18 protein-coding genes are annotated in these 23,457 nt (G+C 50.0%); 12 read left to right on the forward strand and 6 right to left on the reverse strand.

Translation table 11 applies throughout. The annotated features are described in order from the left end of the window. Positions 1-41 precede the first annotated feature (41 nt). Positions 42-383: a tRNA-binding protein gene (locus EL628_RS07115; RefSeq protein WP_126579268.1), complete on the reverse strand. Its 342-nt coding sequence runs from the start codon at positions 381-383 to the stop codon at positions 42-44. A gap of 207 nt (positions 384-590) precedes the next feature. Here EL628_RS07115 and EL628_RS07120 point away from each other — a divergent pair, with 207 nt between their 5' ends. From EL628_RS07120 to EL628_RS07135, 4 genes are all read left to right on the forward strand, one after another. Further along, a complete protein-coding gene (locus EL628_RS07120; protein ID WP_126579269.1) occupies positions 591-1,223 on the forward strand; it encodes an SGNH/GDSL hydrolase family protein in 633 nt (210 codons plus the stop codon). A gap of 65 nt (positions 1,224-1,288) precedes the next feature. Next, positions 1,289-1,768, forward strand: a complete 480-nt coding sequence (locus EL628_RS07125) for a GNAT family N-acetyltransferase (protein ID WP_126579270.1) — start codon at positions 1,289-1,291, stop codon at positions 1,766-1,768. 146 nt (positions 1,769-1,914) lie between these two features. Then, complete coding sequence (argJ, locus tag EL628_RS07130; RefSeq protein ID WP_126579271.1) at positions 1,915-3,078, forward strand: bifunctional glutamate N-acetyltransferase/amino-acid acetyltransferase ArgJ; 1,164 nt, start codon at positions 1,915-1,917, stop codon at positions 3,076-3,078. Positions 3,079-3,928: 850 nt separating this feature from the next. After that, positions 3,929-5,329, forward strand: a complete 1,401-nt coding sequence (locus EL628_RS07135) for a putrescine aminotransferase (RefSeq protein WP_126579272.1) — start codon at positions 3,929-3,931, stop codon at positions 5,327-5,329. A gap of 366 nt (positions 5,330-5,695) precedes the next feature. On the opposite strand, the gene EL628_RS07140 is transcribed toward EL628_RS07135, so the two are convergent. Genes EL628_RS07140 through EL628_RS07150 form a run of 3 tightly spaced genes read right to left on the reverse strand, consistent with a single transcriptional unit; the run spans position 5,696 to position 7,305 of the window. Further along, the gene (locus tag EL628_RS07140; protein ID WP_126579273.1) at positions 5,696-6,055 is read right to left on the reverse strand and encodes a cupin domain-containing protein; all 360 of its coding nucleotides are present in this window, start codon (positions 6,053-6,055) and stop codon (positions 5,696-5,698) included. 36 nt (positions 6,056-6,091) lie between these two features. After that, positions 6,092-7,048 carry a uroporphyrinogen decarboxylase family protein gene (locus EL628_RS07145; protein WP_126579274.1) on the reverse strand — a complete coding sequence of 319 codons (957 nt, stop codon included), beginning with the start codon at positions 7,046-7,048 and terminating at the stop codon, positions 6,092-6,094. Positions 7,049-7,080: 32 nt separating this feature from the next. Beyond that, entirely contained in the window at positions 7,081-7,305 is a 225-nt protein-coding gene (locus tag EL628_RS07150) for a hypothetical protein (RefSeq protein ID WP_126579275.1), read from the reverse strand. 378 nt (positions 7,306-7,683) lie between these two features. Here EL628_RS07150 and ade point away from each other — a divergent pair, with 378 nt between their 5' ends. The 8 genes from ade to EL628_RS07190 all read left to right on the forward strand — a co-directional run bounded on the left by ade (position 7,684) and on the right by EL628_RS07190 (position 20,809). Continuing rightward, entirely contained in the window at positions 7,684-9,420 is a 1,737-nt protein-coding gene (gene ade, locus EL628_RS07155) for an adenine deaminase (RefSeq protein WP_126579276.1), read from the forward strand. Between the two features lie 5 nt (positions 9,421-9,425). Beyond that, a complete protein-coding gene (locus EL628_RS07160; protein ID WP_126579277.1) occupies positions 9,426-10,394 on the forward strand; it encodes an FAD binding domain-containing protein in 969 nt (322 codons plus the stop codon). A 3-nt stretch (positions 10,395-10,397) separates the two neighbouring features. After that, complete coding sequence (locus EL628_RS07165) at positions 10,398-13,340, forward strand: molybdopterin-dependent oxidoreductase (RefSeq protein WP_126579278.1); 2,943 nt, start codon at positions 10,398-10,400, stop codon at positions 13,338-13,340. A 441-nt stretch (positions 13,341-13,781) separates the two neighbouring features. Continuing rightward, positions 13,782-14,741: a carbohydrate ABC transporter permease gene (locus tag EL628_RS07170; RefSeq protein WP_126579279.1), complete on the forward strand. Its 960-nt coding sequence runs from the start codon at positions 13,782-13,784 to the stop codon at positions 14,739-14,741. Positions 14,742-14,758: 17 nt separating this feature from the next. Further along, entirely contained in the window at positions 14,759-15,631 is an 873-nt protein-coding gene (locus EL628_RS07175; protein WP_126579280.1) for a carbohydrate ABC transporter permease, read from the forward strand. A gap of 127 nt (positions 15,632-15,758) precedes the next feature. Further along, positions 15,759-17,078: an ABC transporter substrate-binding protein gene (locus EL628_RS07180; RefSeq protein ID WP_126579281.1), complete on the forward strand. Its 1,320-nt coding sequence runs from the start codon at positions 15,759-15,761 to the stop codon at positions 17,076-17,078. Between the two features lie 391 nt (positions 17,079-17,469). Then, positions 17,470-18,489: a hypothetical protein gene (locus EL628_RS07185; protein WP_126579282.1), complete on the forward strand. Its 1,020-nt coding sequence runs from the start codon at positions 17,470-17,472 to the stop codon at positions 18,487-18,489. A gap of 277 nt (positions 18,490-18,766) precedes the next feature. After that, entirely contained in the window at positions 18,767-20,809 is a 2,043-nt protein-coding gene (locus EL628_RS07190) for a serine/threonine protein kinase (RefSeq protein WP_126579283.1), read from the forward strand. Between the two features lie 34 nt (positions 20,810-20,843). On the opposite strand, the gene EL628_RS07195 is transcribed toward EL628_RS07190, so the two are convergent. Both EL628_RS07195 and EL628_RS07200 read right to left on the reverse strand, forming a co-directional pair. Beyond that, positions 20,844-21,491, reverse strand: a complete 648-nt coding sequence (locus tag EL628_RS07195) for a response regulator (protein ID WP_126579284.1) — start codon at positions 21,489-21,491, stop codon at positions 20,844-20,846. Positions 21,492-21,512: 21 nt separating this feature from the next. Continuing rightward, positions 21,513-23,441 (reverse strand): GAF domain-containing sensor histidine kinase, encoded by a 1,929-nt coding sequence (locus tag EL628_RS07200; protein WP_126579285.1) that lies wholly within the window; start codon positions 23,439-23,441, stop codon positions 21,513-21,515. Positions 23,442-23,457: the final 16 nt, after the last annotated feature.

Consider the following 23,457-nt stretch of genomic DNA (forward strand, 5'->3'; position numbering starts at 1 on the left):
CGAGCTTTACACTCTTCCCAATAGGGAAGGTATCGGACTGGCTAAAATAATTTACCGCCCAGGGGGACTTCTTTGGAAGGGGTGACAAGCACAACATGGCCATTTTCGTCGGCCAGACCCAGCGTTAAGACTTCTGACAGAAAAGGACCAATCTGGCGAGGTGCAAAATTAACAACACCTAAGACCTGACGACCTACCAGATTTTCGCGCGCATAGTTTTTGGTAAGCTGCGCGGATGAACTTTTTATCCCAATCTCTGGCCCAAAATCGATCAAAAGTTTATAGGCAGGTTTGCGAGCTTGAGGGAACTCCTCTACTCGAATAATTCTGCCCACACGGATGTCAACCTTTTCGAACTCATCGTAACTAATCACGGGGGAAATACCTCCTGCCTTTACACTGGAATTGAATGGAGCTTTTCTGCTTTTTTTCTTATCTAGCTACAGTAGTGATATGATACCCCGGAAAACGTGCTCTTTTCAACATCGCGATGATCGAATGTTCACCTAAAAATACATTATCGAAAATATGGTATATATTTTATAGATGAGGTAGTCATCTTTTGATGTGAAATTGAAAGGAAGTCTTGTATGTCCCTGTTGATTGAAGATAACGCCGTTGTGCTCTTCCAGGGCGATAGCATCACCGATGCAGGCCGCAATCGTGAGAGCGCGACAGATCTAGGAACTGGCTATGCTTTGCAGGCAGCGGCATGGTTCCAGGCACTCTATCCTGAGAAGAAGGTCCAATTTTTCAATCGTGGCATTAGTGGGAATCGTGCCGTCGACCTGCGAGCTCGCTGGCAGGAAGATTGTATTGACTTAAAACCAACCTGGGTCTCTATTTTGATTGGCATTAATGATACCTGGCGGCGCTACGATAGTCAGACTATTACCGAGCTATCTGTATATGAAGAGGCCTATCGAGCCATATTAGAGCGCACAACCAGAGAACTCCAGGCACGACTGATTCTCTGCGAGCCCTTTGTCCTGCCTGTACCAGAGGATCGGGTGGCCTGGCGCGAAGATCTGGACCCAAGGATTCATCTCGTCAGACAGCTGGCATGTGAGTATAATGCTCTGCTCGTCCCATTTGATGGCATCTTTGCCCAGGCCTCTACGCAGCGTGAACCGGCCTTCTGGGCTTATGATGGTGTCCATCCTTCAGAAGCTGGACATGCCCTCATGGCCCAATCCTGGCTACGAACAATCAAGGCTATCTAACCATTTGTGCCAGGCTGTTTTCCTTCAAGGAGAGCAGCCTGGCACGCTTGTTTTTGGGAGGTGCAATGGAGATCATTATACGTCAGGCGAATGTTGAAGATGGAGCCGGTATCGCGGCTATTCTACATGTGCTGGGCTGGTTTGCAGCCATCAATGAGCAGAGCATTGAATTGACAGAGCAACAGATTGTCTCACGCATTGAACAGGCACAGCAGGAACGGACGCATACCATTCTGGTGGCTGAACGCCGAGATTGGGGGCTGGAGCACCAGATTGTTGGCTACGTGTCGGCTCACTGGTTTCCCCATCTAGCATTGGGCAATGATGGCTATCTTTCAGAGCTCTTTTTATTGCCGGGCACCACCGGGCAGGGGATCGGAAGCCGTTTATTAGATGAGATCACGACAGTTGCACGCCAGCGTCACTGTAATCGTCTGCTTCTGATGAATAGAAGAATTCGTGAATCGTATCAGCGCGGCTTCTACCTCAAGCGTGGCTGGAAAGAGCTTCCAGATGGAGCATTTTTCTCACTCTCGCTTGTTTGAGCAGAAATTGACCATTTTGTTTGTAAGGATGCTCCACTTTTGAGACATTTTATTGTATCTTACTGTTATCTTCAGACGTCTTTGGATATATCTTTTCTCTCTCTTTCCATCATTAAGTACTAACAAAAATTCAAAGGAGTAAGGGTATGCAGACCTTGCCTTTTCATCCACGGGGCTTTCGATCTTGCGCCAAAAATGTGGGCATTCGCGATGAGAGCCTTGACTTTACCGTCATTGCCTCCGATGTTCCCGCCTCAGCCGCTGCAATGTTTACACAGAATCGCTTCTGTGGAGCAGCCATTCCTGTTGGGCGCGAACATGTGGCAAATGGTCGTTTGCAAGCTTTTGTGATTAATAGCAAAAATGCCAACGTCGCCACTGGTGAACAAGGCATCCGCAATATTCGTGAGGTTGTGCGTCTGGTGGGAGAAGAGCTGGGTATTGCCCCTGAAGATATTCTTCCCTCCTCTACAGGTGTGATTGGTTGGCAGCTCCCAATGGAGAAGCTACGAGCTAGCATTCGGGGGTTCAGTGCTGAGATGCAACCAGGCTGCCTGCATGTCTCAGCGAGAGCAATTATGACCACAGATACGCGTCCCAAGATGCGCGCTCGTAAGATCGGGAATGCGGTCCTGGTGGGCATTGCCAAGGGGGTAGGCATGATAGAGCCCAACATGGCCACGATGTTAAGTTATTTTATGACTGATGCCCGTATCGAGCCCGATCAGCTACAAGCCTGTTTAAAAGAAGCGGTCGACCTCTCCTTTAATATGCTTAGCGTCGATACGGATACCAGTACGAGCGATACTGTGGCGATCATGGCGAACGGTCTGGCTGGCGATGTAAACATGATTGAATTTCGGCAGGCTCTCTGCAAAATGGCAGTCGAGCTAACCAAAGATCTGGCCAGCGATGGAGAGGGTGCGACCAAGCTGATAGAGGTTACAGTAGATGAGGCATCATCCTTTGGGCAGGCAAAGAGGATTGCAAAATCCATTGTCAATTCGCCGCTGGTGAAGACCGCCGTCTTCGGGGCTGATCCCAACTGGGGCCGAATCGCTATGGCCATCGGCAAGTGTAGCGAGCAAGAAGAGATCGACCCCGAGAAAGTTACGATTGCTTTTGGCGATATCGTTGTTTATCGGGGCGAGCCAGTTGAGCATGTCAGCCTGGATCAGCTCAAGAGTTATCTCCACCATTCGGAGATTGAGATTCACGTCTCCCTGGGATTAGGGCACGAGCAGGCAACCGTCTGGGGTTGTGATCTCACCTATGAATATGTTCGTATCAACGGAGAGTATACAAGTTAAAGCAATAAATGTATAAATGTATATTATTACATAATTAGAGTAAAAAATTAGGAAAGGTCGCTCGTCTCTTTCCTGAATCGGGAAGCTCCGCCATGGTAGCACCCCCATAGGTATCGTTTCCAATGAAGCCATGGTGGGGCTCACACAGCGGAGGGGGACGAGAGGAAAGAGACAAGCGACTTTCCCTACTTGAAAGTGTATGATATGATTATATAAGTTTGAGATGGCAAAAGCAGTAGGGAAGGTTGCTTGTCTCCTTCCAAAACGTGAAGCTCCGCCATGGTAGCCTCTCCATAACATTATTTCCCATTGAACAATGGAAGGACTGATAGAGTGAAGTAGGAAGAGAGGAACGAAACCTCTATCTAACTTCATACGTTGACAAATTTTGTCGCTTGCATTCTGAAGGGGGCTCGGGTATACTGGATAGAAGAAACAGCTATGTTTTCTGCGCTTAACACAAAGATGGGTATCCTTATGAAGGCAACAGAGCTTCCTGGCAAACGTCGTGGTGGGTACATTCCGAAATTCTATGTATTTCGTGGCTTCCATCTGTCCACGTGCTATCCCTGAGCTTCCCTCCTCCCCCTCAATAATCTTCTTCAAAGAGAAGAGGATGAGAACTTCCCAATTTTATACTGCATCTGGAGCTTCTTGCGCCCTTTTTTAAGGTGATGCTTGTTTAGCTACCAGTCTTCAATCATTATACCCTTTTTTGTGAAAGGGACCCTTACCATCTCTTATGCAGGTGCCTGAAAGTGGACCATGTTTCACTGTACCTGTGTACCCAACAATGCGGGTTGGGGAAGAGTGTGGAACGCATTTGTCCGCATGACCAGAAAGGTTTTTTATGAGTACCGATGGATTACTAAAGGCCCTGAACGATTCACAGCGCTATCTAGATGTTGTCCACAAGCCACATCTTGGCAAGAGCGAGGCCGAGTGGTTAATTGAGACAACCGTCAGTAACTTTGCAAAGTATTATAATAGTGGCTTCATCGAATATCGTAAGTCTGTCGCAGAGGCTGGCGATTTTGCCTCAGTCGAGTGGACTGGGAGTGGCGCAACATTTCGCGATGTACAGGGACGAGAGTTCATCGACTGCCTGGGAGGATTTGGTATTTTCAACCTGGGCTGGTCGCATCCTAAAGTCGTCGGGGCCGTTCAAGCGCAGTTACAGAAGAGCCCTCTTCCTACTCAGGAGCTCTTAGATCCACTGCGAGGTATGCTAGCTCATCTGTTAGCAGAGATTACTCCAGGTGATATTCAGTATAGCTTCTTTGTGGGGAGTGGAACCGAGGCGGTTGAAGGTGCGATGAAGCTGGCGAAACTCTATACACGGAAGAGTGGTTTTATTGCGGCTGTTCGCGGCTTTCATGGCAAGACGACAGGTTCGTTAGCCTTGACTGGCAAAGCCGTTTTCCGCCGACCAGCGATGCCACTGCATAACAACATCTATCATGTCCCCTACGGTGACGCCGATGCGGTTGAGCAACAACTGAAGATTGCACGCGAAGTTGGGAATGATATCGCAGCCGTTGTAATGGAGCCCATACAAGGAGAAGCGGGCGCGATTGTGCCACCAGATGATTTCTGGCCGCGACTACGCCAGCTCTGCGACGAATATGAAGTACTGCTCATAGCTGATGAAGTGCAGACAGGAATGGGTCGCACTGGAAAGCTGTGGGGAGTGAACCATTGGGATGTTGCGCCAGATATCATTACCTCAGCGAAGGCACTGGGTGGTGGCGTCATGCCAATTGGAGCCTTTATGGCGACCCCGAAGATCTGGAGCGTCTTTAATAGTAATCCGTTTATTCATACCTCCACCACTGGCGGGAATCCGCTGGCCTGTGCAGCCGCCATAGCTGCTATCAACGTCACGCTTGAAGAAGGCTTATCTGAGCAGGCAGCAGAGAAGGGTGACTACTTTATCACAAAGTTGCGCGAGATTGCGAGCCGCCATAGCGATATCTACACAGATATTACGGGCAAAGGTCTGCTGATTGGACAGCACTTTGTAAACGACGATATTGGATATGAGATCGCCTCTGGCCTCTTCAAGAGGGGCGTACTGATCTCCGGTACGCTCAACAATTCGCGAGTCATCAGAATTGAGCCCCCTCTCGTCATCACTCGTGAAGAGATCGATACCATCTTAAATCGTCTGGAGGATACCATTCAAGGGCTTCATACCAGCGTCTCGGCTCCAATTGTTGGAGGCGGTGAGACCAATATTGTGGTGGCATAAATACCAGTGCCCAACCTGATGGCCGTTTGTGACGCGCTCTCCCTCGGCGCAAGAGGGAAAGATGGCGAGTGCTCGGCCATCATTCATGATGGTTGCGACGATCCTATGGTGGGATAGGGGAGAAAGGTGACATTCTCCGGCCATCATTCATGATGGTCGCAGTGGCCCGATCCTTCGGTCTTTGGTTGGGCAGGGGGAGAAAGGTGACATTCCTCGGCCGTCATTTATGATGGCCGTTGCGACCCTCCGCCCTGTGTCCCCATCTTCTCTCTCTTATGCGATAAATCGCGCTGTATAAGCGATTTATCGCATAAAGAAGGTAGGGCCCATCATTCATGATGGCCGAGGAGAACCATTCGACTCTGTTCAGGCTTTTGGATGATCCTTATGGATCTCGCTGGGGCTGGGTGTCATGGTTATTAACACAAGCGCATCCGTTTTAGCTGTAACCTCATGTAAAGCATGACCACGGACCTCTAGAATTGTACCAACCTTCAAATCATGTGGCTGACCCGAAGCCGTAAAGGTGATCTCGCCCTGGATAACCTGGACCAGCAAATTGCTGGGATTGGTGTGAGCGGGCAAGGTCTGCCCCGCTTTAAAGCTAAATAGAAGCAACCGGGCACTTCCATTATCCGAGAGAATCTGCGGATGAGGTTTTGCGTCATCATATTTTGCCAGTTGGGATAGATCGTAGACTTGAGCTGATGCGCTTGTATATCCCATGAAACTCCTCCTCTTGTTGTAGGTAGTAAAAACAGCTTAGCTAAGCTTCTCAACCAGTGTACGTGCAGTAGAGAGCCATTCCTCAGGAGTGTCATCTGGAATGGAGCAGCCATTGGCAAGAATAAGATGATGACCTTTCGTCTGGGCAATGGCGCTTAGGATCTCGTTCTCCAACTCCACAGCACTTCCATGTGTTAAAGGGCCTCGCTCTGCCAGCCCTCCCATCAGACACTTATCCGTTAACTCGTGAGCCTCGCTCAGACCAGGGCCAGTCAAACGATCGCTCCAACTAATTGCAGAGACTGGATAATCAGCAAAGATATCGAAGTGAATCTCATCGTTCACCTGATTGGGCTCAGCATGAATATGGACGATATTCAGCCATCCCGTTTGAGCGCCATCCAGCGCCTCAAGATCATAGGGTCGGCCAAACTGAAGATACTCATCGGGAGTTAGATCAGCGCTGGTTGCGCCCATGCAAGAGAAGAAGATGCCACTGGCTCCAGATGAGATAGCTGCATCCATCAGCTGGCGGAGATTGGCTGCAATTGTGCCCAGACCCTCTTCAATGGGTTGGGGATTGCGGCGGATCTCCGCTAGAGCCTTCTGCTTGCCCATAAACTGTAGCAGATAGGTAAGAGGACTAAATAACGTTAAAATGATGGGATACTCTTCGCCAAGCTGGCTACGTAATAGACGAATACAGTGCAACTGCTCGCGGAAACTCGGCGTCTCTAGATCCAGCCTTGGGAGCATGCGGACCTGATCGGCTTCAACCAGTTGTGCAGCTGGTTCAGGATAGGGGAGATCGGGCATAATTTTAATGATATCCAGATCAAACTTCTGGTGGAAAAACTCCAGCGTCGCTGCAGCCAGACGCTCACCGGAACCCTCTGGGTGAAAATGATGCCAGAAGCAGAATGGAACGCGATCCACTGCCAGACCCTGTAGGGCAGCCGCCACACGCTGGCGAGGAGTCATACTGATAGCCATAGGCGATCTCCTTTTTTTCTACTACAACGACTTTAATACTGTTCCTGTTCCTGCTCCTCTAGAACTGGCGGTTGTTGTTGAGGTGGAAGTGTAATAGGAGTGAGCCCCTGTTCATAGCGCGTCTTATCGTAATCGAACTGCGTCTGAGCGCGCTGTGTCAGCAACTCATCGCACCAGCGGGCAATTAACGTTCCCAATACTGCGCCACTGGCCAGGGCTACGACCTTAATGACTGCCGTCCCTACATTATTGCTCATAGTTCATCCCTTTCATCTGCACTGTTTAAAGACAAGGTGTTACATGGTCTTTTGCTACGTTCTTAGCACGTACTGGCGTAGCCTACGGGTTCATGGCCTTATATGGATTCCATGCAGCAAGATGACGCACTCTAGCCATCCTTAGTTTGTTATTATAGTATACGACCATACCCCCCCTTTAGGATGGAAACATTGGAGATAGTATTCTCTCTCTTATGAAATTTGGATGAACATTCTCATTTTAGTTTACCCATAAGGGGGATGAGAAGAGAAATAATTACGGGAAACTATGCTGTATGTGTTAGAATCAGCATCAAAGTTTTCTTTTGTGGGGAAGTGGTTTAGTGATTGCTTACAGCGATTGAGGAGGGGTCTGAGATGAAGAATGTGCAACGGCGTATCCAGATAGCAAGGGGACAGCACTATGCAGACCTCGTGCTGCGTAACGCGATGCTGGTAAATGTCTGTAGTGGCGAGTGTTATCCTGCCGATGTAGCAGTGGCAGATGGGAGAGTGGTAGGGATAAGCGAACCGGGAGCTGGCTATAGAGGCGTTACAGAGGTTGATCTAACAGGGCGGTGGCTTGCTCCCGGGCTGATGGACGGGCATATGCATATTGAAAGTACTATGTTGGTCTTGCCTGAGTTTGCTCGTCTGGTTGTACCTCGAGGTGTAACGACCGTTATGTTGGACCCACATGAATTCGCGAACGTCATGGGCGTTGCGGGAATTCGTTATGTTCTGGAGTCTGGGCGTAATCTTCCTCTCTCTGCGTATGTGATGCTATCTTCCTGTGTTCCTGCATCTTCATTTGAGAGCCCCTATCAGGTTCTGCTGGCTGAAGATCTGCTGCCTTTGCTTGATGATCCTCAGGTGCTTGGTCTGGCGGAGATGATGAATATTCCAGGCGTATTGGGAGGGGATGAGCAGGTTCTTGCCAAGATAGCGGCAACCTTGCAGCATGGATTGGTCGTGGATGGACATGCGCCAGGGGTGAATTCATTTGACTTAAGCGCCTACGCAGTCGCAGGGATTATGTCTGATCATGAATGCGTTACAGCGGAAGAGGGGCGGCAACGCCTTCGCCTGGGTATGTGGCTGATGATCCGTGAAGGCTCGGCTGCTCGTAATCTTGAGGCCTTATTGCCACTGATTCAAGAGCTTCATCCACCACGAGCCTTCTTTGTCACAGATGATCGCGATCCACAGGATCTCACCAGCCGTGGCCATATCGATTCCATGGTGCGTCGAGCAATCGAGTTAGGGCTCGATCCAGTTGAAGCGATTCGGCTGGCTTCCTATAATACTGCTCAATATTTTCGCTTGTATGATCGGGGTGCGATTGCCCCTGGCTCTATTGCAGATCTCGTTGTATTGGATGATCTCAGGAGCTTTCAGGTTGCAGCAGTGTATAAAGCGGGTCAACTGGTAGCGAAGGATGGAACGCTTCTCCCTGGCCAGGTGCCAGAGACCTTGCCAACTGTTGAGGCTGCGACAGGGACCATTCATATTGGCACGATCACCAAAGACCATCTGCGTATTCCCGGTCGCCCTGGACTGGTGGAAGTGATTGGCATTGAGCCGGGGCAGATTATTACTCGGCACTTGCGGGAAGAGGCTCCCTTGTTTGAAGGAGCGGTGGTTGCTGATCCTGCTCGTGATCTACTGAAGCTGGTAGTGATAGAGCGACACCACGCCAGCCAGCGTGTTGGTCTGGGCCTTGTAAAAGGTTTCGGGCTGCACAAGGGAGCGATTGCTTCCAGTGTTGCTCATGATGCTCATAATATAGTCATTGCGGGCGCATGTGATGACGATATTCTGCGTGCAGCATATGCTCTAGAAGAGATGGGAGGAGGCTTTGCCTGTGTTGTAGATGGTCTGGTGCGTGCTCGCGTACCATTGCCAATTGCAGGCCTGGTCTCGCCATTGCCCGTTACTGAACTGGTGCAGCAACTGCATACATTAGATGCCGTCGCAGCCGAGCTAGGATGTCGTTTAGAGCATCCTGGTATGACGCTGAGTTTCCTCTCTCTCTCGGTCATTCCGTCGCTGAAACTGACGGATCAAGGTCTGATAGATGTGGAGACATTCACACTTAGCCCGCTACAAAGGTAAGGCGTATGCTACTGAAGCTCGTTGAATATCATTGGGCTGAAGACATCGATGATGTGCTTCTCTTATTGGGGCGACTTGATGTAAAAACGGTGCCGCTAGCTGGTGGCACTCATCTGCTCAGTTTACAGGATGAGACTATTGAAGCCGTTGTCGATCTCCGAGATTTAGGGCTTGCTTATATTTCAGAGGATCGTCAGGGGCTTCATATTGGAGCCATGACTACATTGCAACAGCTTGCCGATGAGCCACTTTTGAAGGAATTTGCTTCTGGCCTGCTGGCCAGGTCTGCTCTCCTCTCCTCATCCTCGCATTTAATTCGGAATGGAGCCACACTGGGTGGTACCCTGGGGGCTGGTATCGCTGCCCAGGCGGATCTACTGACCGTACTGGCGGCCTTAGATGCAGAAGTTGTGGTGCGTTCCGGCTCAAAAACACAGCTGGACCTCAGCGGAGGAACCTTGCAGCGTCCTGGCCTGCCACTGGCTGGTGTTATTTTTAAAGGGAAACAGGAGCGCCGCATTGCTTCAACTTCTTTGCAGCTTGAACGCAGGCCCAGTGAGCTCATAATTGAAGTCATCATTCCACATCCCTCCGTGGCATCGGGTGCCTCTTTTCAACGTGTAGCTCGGACTCCCAACGATGTTGCGCTCTTGAATGCTGCTGCGATAGTAGAGACGCAGAATGGTCTCTATTCTCGCGTGCGCCTGGCCTTTGGAGGACGGGGTATGGAGCCTGTCAGAATGCCTGTAGTTGAACGGCAACTGGAGGGTCAGCCTGTCATTCAACCATTTAATAACACTGCTTTGATAGCGGCATTGCAGGCGGGAATGGTCAATTTTCGACCTGCTTCTGACCTGCTTGTGAGTGGTAGTTATCGACGGGTAAGTGCGATGAGTGTGGGCTATCGGGCTCTGGAAGAAGCCATGACAATCGCCTCCTGGCGCAGCATGTTGGCATCGGAAAAAGGGGTATAGGCGATGGAACTTGAACTAAGTATTGATGGTGTTATTGAATCTCAGGACGTTGCTCCCAATGAATCTTTGCTCACACTGTTACGCCGCGAAGGTCATCATAGTGTGAAGCAGGGCTGTGAGACGGGGGAATGTGGAGCGTGTACGGTTCTGATCGATGGTGTGCCACGAGTCAGTTGCGTCATGCTTGCAGCTCAGGCTGGTGGCTGTTCGATTACTACAGTAGAGAAATTGGGATCAACGAAAAAGTTGCATCCTTTGCAGGAGGCATTTATAGAGGTAGGGGCTGCCAGTTGTGGTTTCTGTTCATCCGGTATGCTTCTCTCGGCCTATGCGCTCCTGCAACAGAACGCATCTCCCACCGAAGATGAGGTGCGGGCTGCGTTGTCGGGGAACCTTTGCCGCTGTTCTGGATATGAGAAACCAGTGCAGGCCGTCTTGCGTGCCGCTACAGTCTTGCGGGGCGAGAAGACGCCCTTTATCGACTATGCTATCACCAGCGTAGCAGAAGAAAATACCTCGGTAACCGGACATCTCACCGCACTGGTCGGAGCCAATGGGAAATTGCGTTCAGCTCCCTCGCCCAATGGAACGAATCGGCCCTCTGGCCCTATCCAGATGAGTATGAGTAAGCATCTCGGTGCTCAAGTTGTTGGGAGGCCGCTGCCATTACTGAATGCTCCCAAGATGGTGACTGGCCGAGCCAGCTTCGCCGCAGATTACGAGCCCCGGGGAACGCTCTATGCACGTGTACTGACAAGTCCTTATGCGCATGCTATCATTCGGACCATTGATGCCTCTGTCGCACGAGCCCTTCCTGGCGTCCATGCAGTCTTAACCTATAAAGATGTTCCTCGTCATCCCTTTGCCACTGCCGAAGGATTGACCTCTGAGCCAGTTGTGCAGGATCATTACAGCCTGGACTACATTGTGCGCTATGTTGGCGACCGTGTGGCCGTTGTCGCAGCGGATACGCCAGAGATAGCAGAGCAGGCATTGGATCTGATTCAAGTTGAGTACGATATTCAGTCAGGTATTTTTGATCCAAGGCAGGCCCTGGAATCTTCTACGATACGAATCCATCCGGAATCTGATTCGCGTCATATTTATGATGCATCGCGCAATATCGCCATGAGAGTACGAGCAGATTATGGGGATGTCGAACAAGGTTTTGCCGGTGCCGATGTGATTGTAGAAGGTGAATATCTGCTGCCCCCGACTCAGCCTGTCTCGCTAGAGCCGCATAGTGTTCTAACCTATTTTGACGAAGATGATACGCTTGTCGTCCGTACCAGCACACAGGTTCCTCACTATATCAGACGAACTTTAGCGCAACTTCTGGATCTTCCACTCAGGCGCATCCGCGTTGAGAAGCCGGAAATAGGGGGGAATCTAGGTGCCAGACAAGAGATTGTGCTGGAGGATCTTTGTGCTCTATTGACGCTGGCAACGCATAGACCAGTCAGACTTGTCTCGACGCGGACCGAAGAGTTTTTAAGCAATCGGATCTCACCTCAACATATTGTCCGTTTGAAGACTGGAGTCATGAATGACGGGACGATTGTTGCCAATCAGCTCATGATCCTTGCTGATACAGGTGCGTATGCCACCCATCCATTAGTCTTACAGACGACGGCTGCATCGGCCCTTTCACTTTATCCCTGCCCAAATATGCGCTTTGTGGCCGAAGTATTGTATTCGAATCATCAGCCAGCGGCGGCTGATGCGGGCCTGGCCTTAACCGTAGAGAGCTTTGCGCTGGAAGTTCATATCGATGAGATTGCTCGCCGTCTCCATCTCGATGCCATCTCCTTGCGCCAGCAGAATTGGATCAAGACTGGAGCAACCTATCGTCTACTCAAGGAACTACGCGGAGGTCGAGAGCAAGGGCAGCGTGTTGAGAGTTGTGGTTTGCCCACCTGCCTGCAGATTGTTGAGGAAAAGCTGCAATGGGCGGCCAGACGGGGCGTCTCTGAAGGGGGGCGTTTCCGTCGTGGTATCGGCATTGCACTGGTATTACACGGTCAGAGCGGTCAGGTTGCTATGACCAGTGGTGCGATTATCAAGCTGAGCGAAGATGGTTCATTTGATGTGTTTGGCGCGATCAATGATGGTGGCAATGGAAGCACCACGCAGCTTGCTCAATTGGCTGCGGAGGCGTTGGGAGTGTCATTGGAAGAAGTTGTCGTGCACAATCGTGATACAGATATCGCTCCAACTGAGGTAGGTGTAAGCCCGGCCACTGTTCTCTACAGCAGTGGAGGTGCAATTCTTAAAGCGGCTGAGCAACTGCGTCGCCAGATTCTGACCGTAGCTGGTCGCATGCTCAATGTTGTGCCTGAATCTCTCGCCATTCAGAAAGGCCTGATTGTTGGTACAGGTGAACAGCAAGTGACAAAAGTGGCGCTCTCTGATGTCGCAGCCTATGCACTGGCTAATGAGGGTCGCCATCTTATGGCCACAGCCTCGTGGAAAGGCGGGCAGACTCCAACTACCTTTGCCGTTCAGGGGGCTGAAGTTGAGGTTGATACAGAGAATGGTTGTATCAAGATCTTAAGAATTATTACTGCCATTGACGCTGGCCGTGTGCTTAATCCACTTTTGATCGAGGCTCAGGTTGAAGGTGGCGTAGTGCAGGGTCTGGGATTAGCGACCAGTGACGAACTCTTCTATGAATCTCAGGGCCGTTTGTTGAATACCAGCCTGCGTGATTATCATCTCTATACTGCGGCAGAGATGCCAAAGCTAGAGACCTATCTTGTTGAGACAACGGATCCAACGGGTCCACTTGGAGCCAAGTCCAGTGCCGAGATTGGTGTCTATGGTGTTGCGCCCGCTATTGTTAATGCCGTTGCGCATGCTATTGGGACCTCTATTTACCAGCTCCCGTTAACTCCCGAACGTATTCTGCGAGCAATCCATATCCAGAATAGCCGGAGAGCTGTCTAAGAAAATAATGAGAAGAAGCTTCCCTTCATTTCGAAGAGAAGCTTCTTCTCATTAAAAATACACAAAAAAACACACCATGCAATGTCAAGTAGGGAAAGCCGCTTGTCTCTTTCCTCTCTTCCCCCTCCGCTCTGTGAGCCCCACCATAGCTAATTAGATTTATTGCACTATCAAGTAGGGAAAGCCGCTTGTCTCTTTCCTCAGCTCCCCCTCCGCTCTGTGAGCCCACCCATAACCTGACGTGAAATCAGAGAGAGCTTTGTGCCAGACCCCTGCCCAACAGCTACTAACGAAAAAGGCATAGTTGTCAACCATGATACAATGAAGGGCTGGGGTGTAAACAGAAATTGTTTATTTAACAATAAGTTTGCCCTCGCATTACACAGGCTTAACGGGGTATAGATACTATAGACGAGTATTGCAATCCTGACTGGAGGCTGTATGGAAGTAGAACACAGCACTTATCAAGAAGCGACAGTAAAGGCACAGAGCCACTCTCCAATCCAGCGTATGAAGCGTGGCTGGTTTATCGGGCAAGCGTATTTATATGTTTTGCCAGCCATCCTGGTCCTCGGCGTATTTTCCTACCTACCCTCAGCATTTGTCTTTTACATGAGCCTGTTTGATTGGAGCTTTCTCAATCAGGGAGACCAGCCCTATGTAGGGTTGAGCAATTATACCTATATTTTTCAGCATGTAGCCTTCTGGCAATCGCTGCAAGTAACACTTCTGTATGTCCTGCTTTCGGTCCCTATCCATCTGATCCTCTCCTTGCTGTTAGGGCTCTGTCTCATGACAGGGATTCGAGCGAAAGCCTTCTGGCGTCTGGCCATCTTTTCACCCTTTATTTTGCCTATGGTAGCAACCACAACCATCTGGTATTGGATGTTTGATCCTTATCATGGACTATTTGATGGAATCTTGCGCCTCCTGCACCTCCAGACCATTGATTGGCTGGGAGATCCGCATTGGATCTTGCTTAGCATTATTTTCTACACGACCTGGAAGTCCGTTGGTTTTAGCGTCGTTATTTTTATGGCAGGTCTGGCCAATATCTCGCCCAGTCTGGGAGAGGCGGCGCGTGTGGATGGAGCCAATTCTGCCCAGGTGTTGCGCCATATCACCTGGCCGTTACTCCTACCGATCACATTAGTCGTGCTGCTATTGGGAACCATTGATGCGTTTAAAATGTTCCAGCCAGTCTTTCTCTTTGTTGGAGCCAGTGGAGGTCAGGCAAACGCAGCGCGCACCCTGGGGCTATATCTCTACGCACAGGGCTTCTCCGATAATCCCCATGATGGGCGTGGAGCAGCCATCTCAGTCATTCTCTTTCTGATTGTTTTTACGATCGCAGTAGGACAATTTGGTCTCACGCGTCGCCAGAATCACTCAATGGAGTAAAGGAGCGCTTCAGTTTTATGGCCAGTATTTCTCAAGGAAAGCCACGACGTTTGTCACATAAGTCTCGGGGTTTTAGAGTGCTCCAGCGAGGCTGGGTCTACCTGTTTGTTGTTCTGGCGGCAATCATCTCGCTCTTCCCACTCTACTGGGTTACAGTCACCTCACTGCTCACCAGCCATAGTGCCCTGGATTTCAATCCGCACTTCTGGCCTGATTGGTCCTGGTCGAACTATAGCGATGCCTGGAGCAAGGCCCCCTGGCTTCACTATTTCACCAACAGCCTGATCGTGGCGCTGAGTACAGTGGTCCTGGCAACCATGACCTCGCTCCTGGCAGGTTATGCCTTTGGAACCATGAAATTCCCTGGACGTAATCTTCTCTTTCTCCTCATCCTGGCCTTGATTATGATCCCAGGAGAGGCCACCCTTATTCCCAGCTATCTGGTCATCTCTACATTAGGATGGATCGATAGTTATCAAGCGCAGATTATCCCATTTGCCGTAAGTATCTCAGGAATCTTCTTATTGAGGCAATTTTTTCTCTCACTGCCGACCTCATTGTGGGAGGCGGCCCAGCTAGATGGTTGTACACGTTCAGGCTTTTTATGGCGTGTGGCGGCTCCCCTGGCGCGGCCAGCGCTCTCAGTCATCGCATTGCAGGTCTTTATTGGGAGCTGGAATGCCTTTCTGTGGCCTTATCTAGTCACGAGATCGGATCAGTTCCGTACCGTCGAGGTTGGATTGCAGGCTTTTGTGGGTGGCGAGGGTGGAACCGATCCAACGGGGCTGGCGGCAGCGGCGGCATTTACCACCCTTCCCGTCTTAATTGTCTTTCTCATCGCCCAGCGCCAATTTATCGAAGGAATTTCAGCAGGCAGCACCAAAGGGTAGCGGCCTTTTTTTATAAAGCCAGCCTTCACTGGCAGATGGTTGTTACAGACCATCTGAGAGTTTTTATACATAGTATTGTTGTTGATTGTTCTTCATTCGTGAAAGCGCGAAAAAGGAAAGGTCGATTATGCTTCGTACCCGGTCATACATGGTTCTGTTGTTCGCCATCATTGCCATGGTCCTTATGAGTGCTTGTGGTCCTGCAAGTACTTCTACTGACACCGCCAATGATCCGACCAAATTTGATACCACCAAGAGTTACTCTTTTGATTTTTATGAAGCCTTTGCAACCGATCCCAATAAATCTGCGTTAGAGGCATTGACTAAGCAGTATATGGATGCGCATCCAAAAATCAAAATCAACCTCAATGCCTTTGATTCCTATGGGACATTGCAGACCAAGTTGAATGCAGCCATTGCCGCCAAGACCCCACCTGCCATTGCACAGGTCTATGAGAACTGGGCAGTGCAGTATCAGCAGCACAATAATATCGTCTCCTTGCAGCCCTATATTTCTGGTCAGCAGAACGGCCTGAGCGACCTGTCGGACTTCTACCCTTCGTTGGTGAACGATGGCAAGATCAACGGCACGCAGTATATGCTCCCATTTAATAAGAGCGACATGGTCATCTATTATAATGCGGATGCTTTACAGCAATACAATTTGTCGGCTCCGAAATCGGTTGATGAACTGTTGACCGATGTCACGAAAGTAACCAAAGCTGATGGCTCTCAGTGGGGTCTGTCAGTCACACCTGATGTTGACCTCTGGTCGATTCTCTACAAATCTTTTGGTGGAAAAGATTTTGTCTCCAAAGATGGTAAGAGTGAGACCTTTGATCAGGGTGCCAACAAAACAGCATCACTGAGCTCACTGGGTGGATTGGCTCCATTGGTGAAAGCAGGCGCCGTTCATATCACGAATGGATATGCCTGGCAGAATGATTTCATTGCTCAGAAATCTGTCTTTGTCATCAGCACCATTGCCAGCTATCCCTTCCTGGCCAAACCGATTGGCAGCACCTTTAAATTCAACGAAGCTCCGATTCCTGCCGGTCCTGGCGGGCAGTATACGGTTCTCTTCGGAACGAACCTCTCCCTCTTTAGTGGCGTGGATGCAGGCACGCGTGCGGCAGCCTGGGATTATCTGAAGTTCCTGATCAGCGCCAAAGCGAATATAGATTTTGTGAAAGGCACAGGATATATGCCTATCCGCAAATCGGCATTCAACAGCAAAGACCTTCAGACCTATTATGCAGAAGTGCCAGCGCGGAAAGTTGGACCACAGGTGATCGATCATGCCTTTGTTGCCTCCTTTGAGCCAGGCTGGCAGACCTGCCGAACGGACATTGGCAGTGTCTTCACAGGAGTCCTCAAAGGACAGCAGACCCCTGATGCTGGTTTAACAATCATGGCACAGAAATGTAACGACGATCTTACGGCCTAGCCAATTGGCCTTTTGATCGACCCCTTTCATTTCTTTCATGTCTAAAAGGAAGCGCATCCGTTCAGGGTGCGCTTCTTTTTGCTATTAACTCATGAATGACGCGAATTTTCCCTGACAGTGAAGCGCATAAAGATGGGAAGAAGTCAGTCTAAAGAAAACTTTTGTCATAAGTGGCGAGCGTTTTTTTGCGCTATGCTAGCGTTATAGAAAATAAGAGGATCAGTCCCTACGGCTGGGTTTGATGAGAAAAAAAAAGCCCATGCCAGATGATTGAACCTGATAAGAAAGCATGGAACAGCAGCGTTTTTAGTCATTTTTATGACTGGTGCTCATGAATCTTTTCTGGTATACTGCATGAGAAATCAGATGAGTGTGGATTGGAGAGTTGGTGATGGTGCGTCGCTTTCGACCTCGAAGTACGCCTGGTGAGAATGCGCAGATCATGGTGCGCTCACTTCCCTGGCGGCTACTCCTGGTGCTGCCAGTTCTGATTATTGTAGCGATTCCTACGTATGTGATAGCAGCCTTATTGGGAGGGAACGTAGTCCCAGGCATGGCACAGATGTTTTATAAGCTGTCAGCTCCTGTGCCCCTGACCACTCCAACTCCCTACCCCACGTTTCCCACGTTATTACCACAGATAGGATCTGTACTGTATACCGTTCAGGATGGTGACTCCTGCGACAGCATTCTGGCCTACGAGATGCATATGAATACCTCAGGGCAGATCTTCAGCGACGTGAAGCCAGAGACTGTTGCCGCGCTTAATGCCCAGCTTGGGCAGAATTGTGGGCGTTTGCAGCCAGGATTAGTGCTTCCACTTGCTCCACACTATCCCCTGGTCGCGATTGGTGGGATTGTCTTGCGGATCGATCCAACCTCACCTCAGCAGGTGATACCAACTCCGCTGATTACCATACCAGATCAGAAGCAATATGCCCCCAACTGTGAAGATGGATGTCTGCTTACAGTGCGCATTACACCTGAGATACAGATCCATCTGATTGTCAAGAGCTCGTTATCCATCTATCCTAATTCCTGGGTCTGGGCGCTGGCACAGCTGGCTCGTAAGCCTGTTCATGGTTTTGATACGTATCCATATGCTGATCCGAAGGCTGCTTTGAACACCATGAAGCTTTCAGCCTGTGATCTCCAGGTTGACGATGTCCATGATGACGATGCTTTATCCTGTTCGCAGATGAAGCCCAATACTGTGAATGCGGATGGAGGTTCCTGGCTCTTTGCAGTGACTGGTCCGGCGGGACTGGACCACTGGCATTACCCGATCAACGTTCCCCAGGGAACGCGGGTCTTGCTCTGGTTATCGAAAGGGAAGAATGGTCTAAGCTATCAGAAGGGCGACCCTGCCTATCGTTATGACGATGCAACTCATGTCTATGTTAAAATATAGGCATAAGCATGTCGTTGAGTGGGCTTGACGAAGCAGAGTACCATGAGAGGAGTGGCAATGAAGAGCACTCCTCTTTTTTTGTTGGGACAAAAAGATTGGATGAAGAGGCGTAAAATACGTTGCTACAAGAGAAGGGCAACGGCCTACTTACGCTCACAGCTTGGTACTTTTCCAGTCTTTTGTAACGAATAGTAAACTGAATCGTCTTAAAACATGTATACTATAACAAATAGAAGCAGTATTGTTCTGTTTCCCCATTCTGTGTTTGGAGAATTGTATGGCCGGTCTTGAAGGACGGACCCTTGATCGTTATGAGCTACAACAAATCATCGGTCGTGGTGGTATGGCAGATGTCTATCTCGCCTATGATGCTCATTTCGAGCGAGATGTTGCAATCAAGGTGTTCAAGCGAGAAGACGAGGATCTCCTACGGCGTTTTGTGCGTGAAGCACATATGATGGCGTCTCTCCGTCACCCTCATCTCATTCCAGTCTACGATACGGGCATGAGCCAGTTGGATGGAATGAACCTCTATTACATAGTCATGCCTGTGATGAGTGGTGGGTCATTACGCGGACTTATTCGTCAATCGCCACTTTCGCTTCAGGAGGCCTGCCGCTACATTACTGACATTGGTAGTGCGCTTGATTATATTCATCGTCAGGGTATTATCCATCGCGATATCAAATCCTCAAATGTCTTGCTGGACGAAGATGGCAACTGCTATCTTTCAGATTTTGGCATTGCCCGCGCCCTCGCCGATTCCTCGCAGATGACCAGTACTGGCAATGTGCTGGGGACAGTAGACTATATGGCCCCAGAACTATTTGAGACCAATCAAAAGGCTGATCAGCGCAGCGACTTTTATTCGTTAGGCGTCTTACTCTTTGAAATGGTGACTGGAGCCCTTCCTTTTATGGCGGAGAGCCAGATTGCTGTTGTGGCGATGCATGTCAATAAGAGGCCTCCTGCCCCTCACACCCTGGTGCCGACTATTTCACCAGCAGTTGAGCAAGTAATCTTTCGTTCTTTGGAGAAGCGTCCTGAATTGCGTTATAGTAGTGCCACTGAATTAGCCCAGGCCTTCTGTCGAGCCACCACTGCCCGTCCATCAGCGGTCTCACTCACGACCAATCCATTGTGGGCACAGAGCAATGATGGTGCTTATCCAGTTGAAGGTCGACAGGATATTCAGCAGCAACTTGTTTTGCCTCCTTCAACGCGTAAGACTGCCGCTGCCCCGGTCTATACAACAGGTCATTATCCAACGCAGGTACAGAACTCCTATCCAGGTTATGCCCAGCAAGGCTATGCCCAGCAAGGTTATGCGGCTCCCTACCCTCCACAACGTACAAATGCGCCAGCTCGCACGCAGGCTCGAATTGTCACGGTGCTGGCACTGGTGACACTCCTTGTGATCCTGGGGCCGGTCGCCTATATCGTCATTGCCCACCCCTTTACACCAAACGCGCCATCAACCCCTGGTATTACTGCTACTGTCGGACCTGATCTCACTGGTACCGCCCAGGCATCTGGTGCGATCGCTACTCAACAGGCTCAGACGACCGCGACCGCAAAAGCTGGAGGGGCGACCGCAACTGCTCAGGTTCAGGCGACGGCAACGCAGCAATCTCAGGCGCAGGCGACCACCACAGCAGTTGCAGGGGCAACCGCTACGTCTGTGGCCAATGCTACAGCAACCCCGGGTGTGCTGCAAACTGCCATTGCGGGCCAGGCCATCTACACCGATCCATTAACGAACAAGGATGCAACGGTGACTCAGAATGAACAGTGGGACCAGAACGATAATTGCGCGTTTCATGGCGATGGCTATCATGTCCTGGCGAAGAGTAACCTGCTCTCAGGCAGCATGCTTAATGGTTGCCGTGAGAAAGGTCAGGCATATACAAACTTTTCAGCGACTGTTAATCTGAGTATCAAAAGTGGACATTCCGGTGGCATCTTTTTTCGCGTCTCCCCTAATCCACTGGCTCTGGGAGGCTATGCTGGCTATCTCTTTGAGGTAGATAATGCCGGTAAATATAAGATCTCGCGTTCAGACAATTTCAGCAGTAATAATACCCCTTTGCAAGATTGGACCCAGACTTCAGCCCTAAAAACTGGAAATGCGACAAATACGCTGCAACTTATTGCGAAGGATGGAACATTGTTATTTTATATTAATGGGACGTTTGTAGCTGCACCGGCAAATGATACAAAGTATAAAAGCGGAGACATTGGTTTTCTGGCCAGTTTTGATGGGAATGACCAGAGCGCTGAGGTGGTTTACAGCAACCTCAACATCTATCCAGTCTCTTAGTTTCCTGCGATAGAACAATCTATCAGAAGGCACACTACTGAGGTGGCGGTACTAGCTTATGTTGAACAGCAAAGACCGCTGCCTCACTGCGCCGGGAGAGATCCAGCTTCTCGAGTATGTTGCTGACATGATTGCGAGCAGTCTTTTCAGTGATAGTAAGTGCTTCTGCAATCTGTTTATTAGTATAGCCACGGGCAATGAAAGCCAGAACATTCCGTTCCTGACGGGTCAGCTCATCTTCTGGTCCTTGTGTGACTGTCGAAGTTATGCGTTGAAGAGACTGTTTTGTCGCGGCTGGAAGGAGTAAGGGTTCTCCTGCTGCCACGGTGCGTACACTTTTGAGTAGCTCGGCGCGGCTGACATTTTTGATTAGATAGCCGCTTGCGCCAGCAAGGATTGAGGCTGCCATCGCCTCATCATCAGGATACGATGTAATAAGCAGCACCTGGAGAGTGGGAGAAAGATTTTTAATCTCCCGGCAGGCCTCAATTCCACCCAGTTTCTCCATGCGCACATCCATCAAGATGACATCCGGGTCCAGCACAGGAACCTTTGCCAGAGCCTCTGCTCCATTGCTGGCCTCACCCACCACAAGGATATCGGGCTCCAACTCAAACGCTGCTCGCATGCCCAGACGCACTACTTCATGATCATCCACTAGCATTAGACGTATTTTTTTCATAATAAGCGCAATCCTTTCGCTTTAGAGAGGGATAGAAGCAGAGATTCTTACCCCTCCAGAGGGACTGGGTTGGATGGCAAAACTTCCTCCCAACTCACTGGTCCGTTCGCGCATACCATCCAGACCGCGACCGGAATAGATGGCTCCCCCCTGGGGGCGAACGGGTAGCCCCTGTCCATTATCATCAATATTGACTGCAATCTCATGGGTTTGAAAATGAATCTGGAGTGTGAGCTCAGTGGCGTTTGCATGCTTATAGGCGTTTGTTAAAGCCTCTTGCACAATTCGAAAGATAGCAGCTCCTACCTGGGCATAGTGTCTGGTCTGTCGCTGCTCAACTTTCTGCTGTTCTTCATCACCCAACACAATGAGGTGAACTGGTAGATCGCTAATCGTCTCAAACTCCTGCACCTGATTACTGAGCATCTGTGTAAGCGTGGTAGCACCGCTCATCAAAGGTTTGAGTGAAAACATATAATGGCGTGTCTCCCAGAGAGCTTGCTTGGAGAGAAGGACCAGTCTGCTCAGTCGTTCAGTTAGAGGATCGAGCAATGCAGGATCATCTGTTGTCCTTTCGCTGATGCGTTGAGCCTGAGCCTCACAGGTTTCGGCAGTCAGGCAGAGCATATAGATGAGTTGAGCCAGACCATCATGGATCTCGCGGGCGATGCGGCCTCGTTCGGCGCTGGCTGCTAGCTCAATCATTTGCACTGTTAGACGCATATTTTCGAGCGCGATCAAAAGCTGTGAGCCAGCAATAGTTAGAAATTCTTCCTGGCGTTGATCAAAAGGAGTCATACGCCAGCTTTCAGCACCTAGAATCAGTTGTAATTGACCCTCTTTAAAAAGAGGAAGATAACAGCGAGCAATGCCATTATCCTCGGTCTGAGGCTCAAAGGCAGCAACCTTCTGTTTTGAGAGAAGAGCTTGTTGCAGATAGATGGTTGGAGCGCCGAAGGACGTTTCATCGGTAAGATTGGATTCGATAATAGTTGAGATAATAGGATTGGGAGGTCCAGCGTCCTGTTCTTGTTGAATGAGGAGTGCAATAATTGTCCGTTGGAAATGTCCGCCCTGGCGTATCTGTTGAGCGCTCTGTTGGAGGAGTCCTTCTGGATCGCCATTATATTTGAGTAGACTTTCACCGACATGGACCAGAGCACGCTGTGTTCGAGCGTTATGTTGTTCGCGGCGCTTACTCTGAGCATAGCTCTCGATGAGAGTGGTGAGATAGGCAGCTAAGAGTGCGGCAATGGGCGTATCAATCAATGATCCGATAATATCAATAACCGTTGCTGGATAATGAGTGGTACTTGAGCCAGGGGCGGGTACAAGCATCCCCAGAATCGCAAAGCAATCATACCCCAACGCGACCAGGAGACCACCGCGATAGCGATAGGCCAGGGCCGCAGCAAAGGCCGTCGACATCCCATAGCGATAAAAAGGCGAGCCATTGCCAAAGGGAGGGGCCGCAAAGGGACCACTATAATACATCACCAGGCCACAGACAAGCAGATCCAGGCTATAGATAGCAGTATCCCAGTAGATATTTCGTGTTCTGGCTAGAGCTGGCATAATATCCTGTTCTTTCTCATCCAGGAGACGAAGGATACCTCGCCGTTTCTGCTGACCACTCGTGGCTTGCGTGACGCGGAGCGTAAAATAGTGCAAGCGAGATCGATATCGTCGGAAGAGTGGCGCATAAAAAGTAACCACGAGCGTCTGAATAAATGTAACAGTCAACAGGATTGTCGCAATCTGTTGATAAGAGATAGCCATGCCAGATGCAGGTTTATATTTGGGCTCAAAGCTTACAATAACGATCAGCGCATAGAGCCACATACTCCAGCGCCAGATGAGAAAGAACGAACCTGGAACTGCCCGCAGTCGGCGTTGAGTCGTATCAAGGGTACCGCTCGCCGGTAAAAAAGACTTTAACCGCTGTACCATACTCTATTCGTCATAG

It is taken from the genome of Tengunoibacter tsumagoiensis (assembly GCF_003967535.1).
Classification (GTDB): Bacteria; Chloroflexota; Ktedonobacteria; order Ktedonobacterales; family Ktedonobacteraceae; genus Tengunoibacter; species Tengunoibacter tsumagoiensis.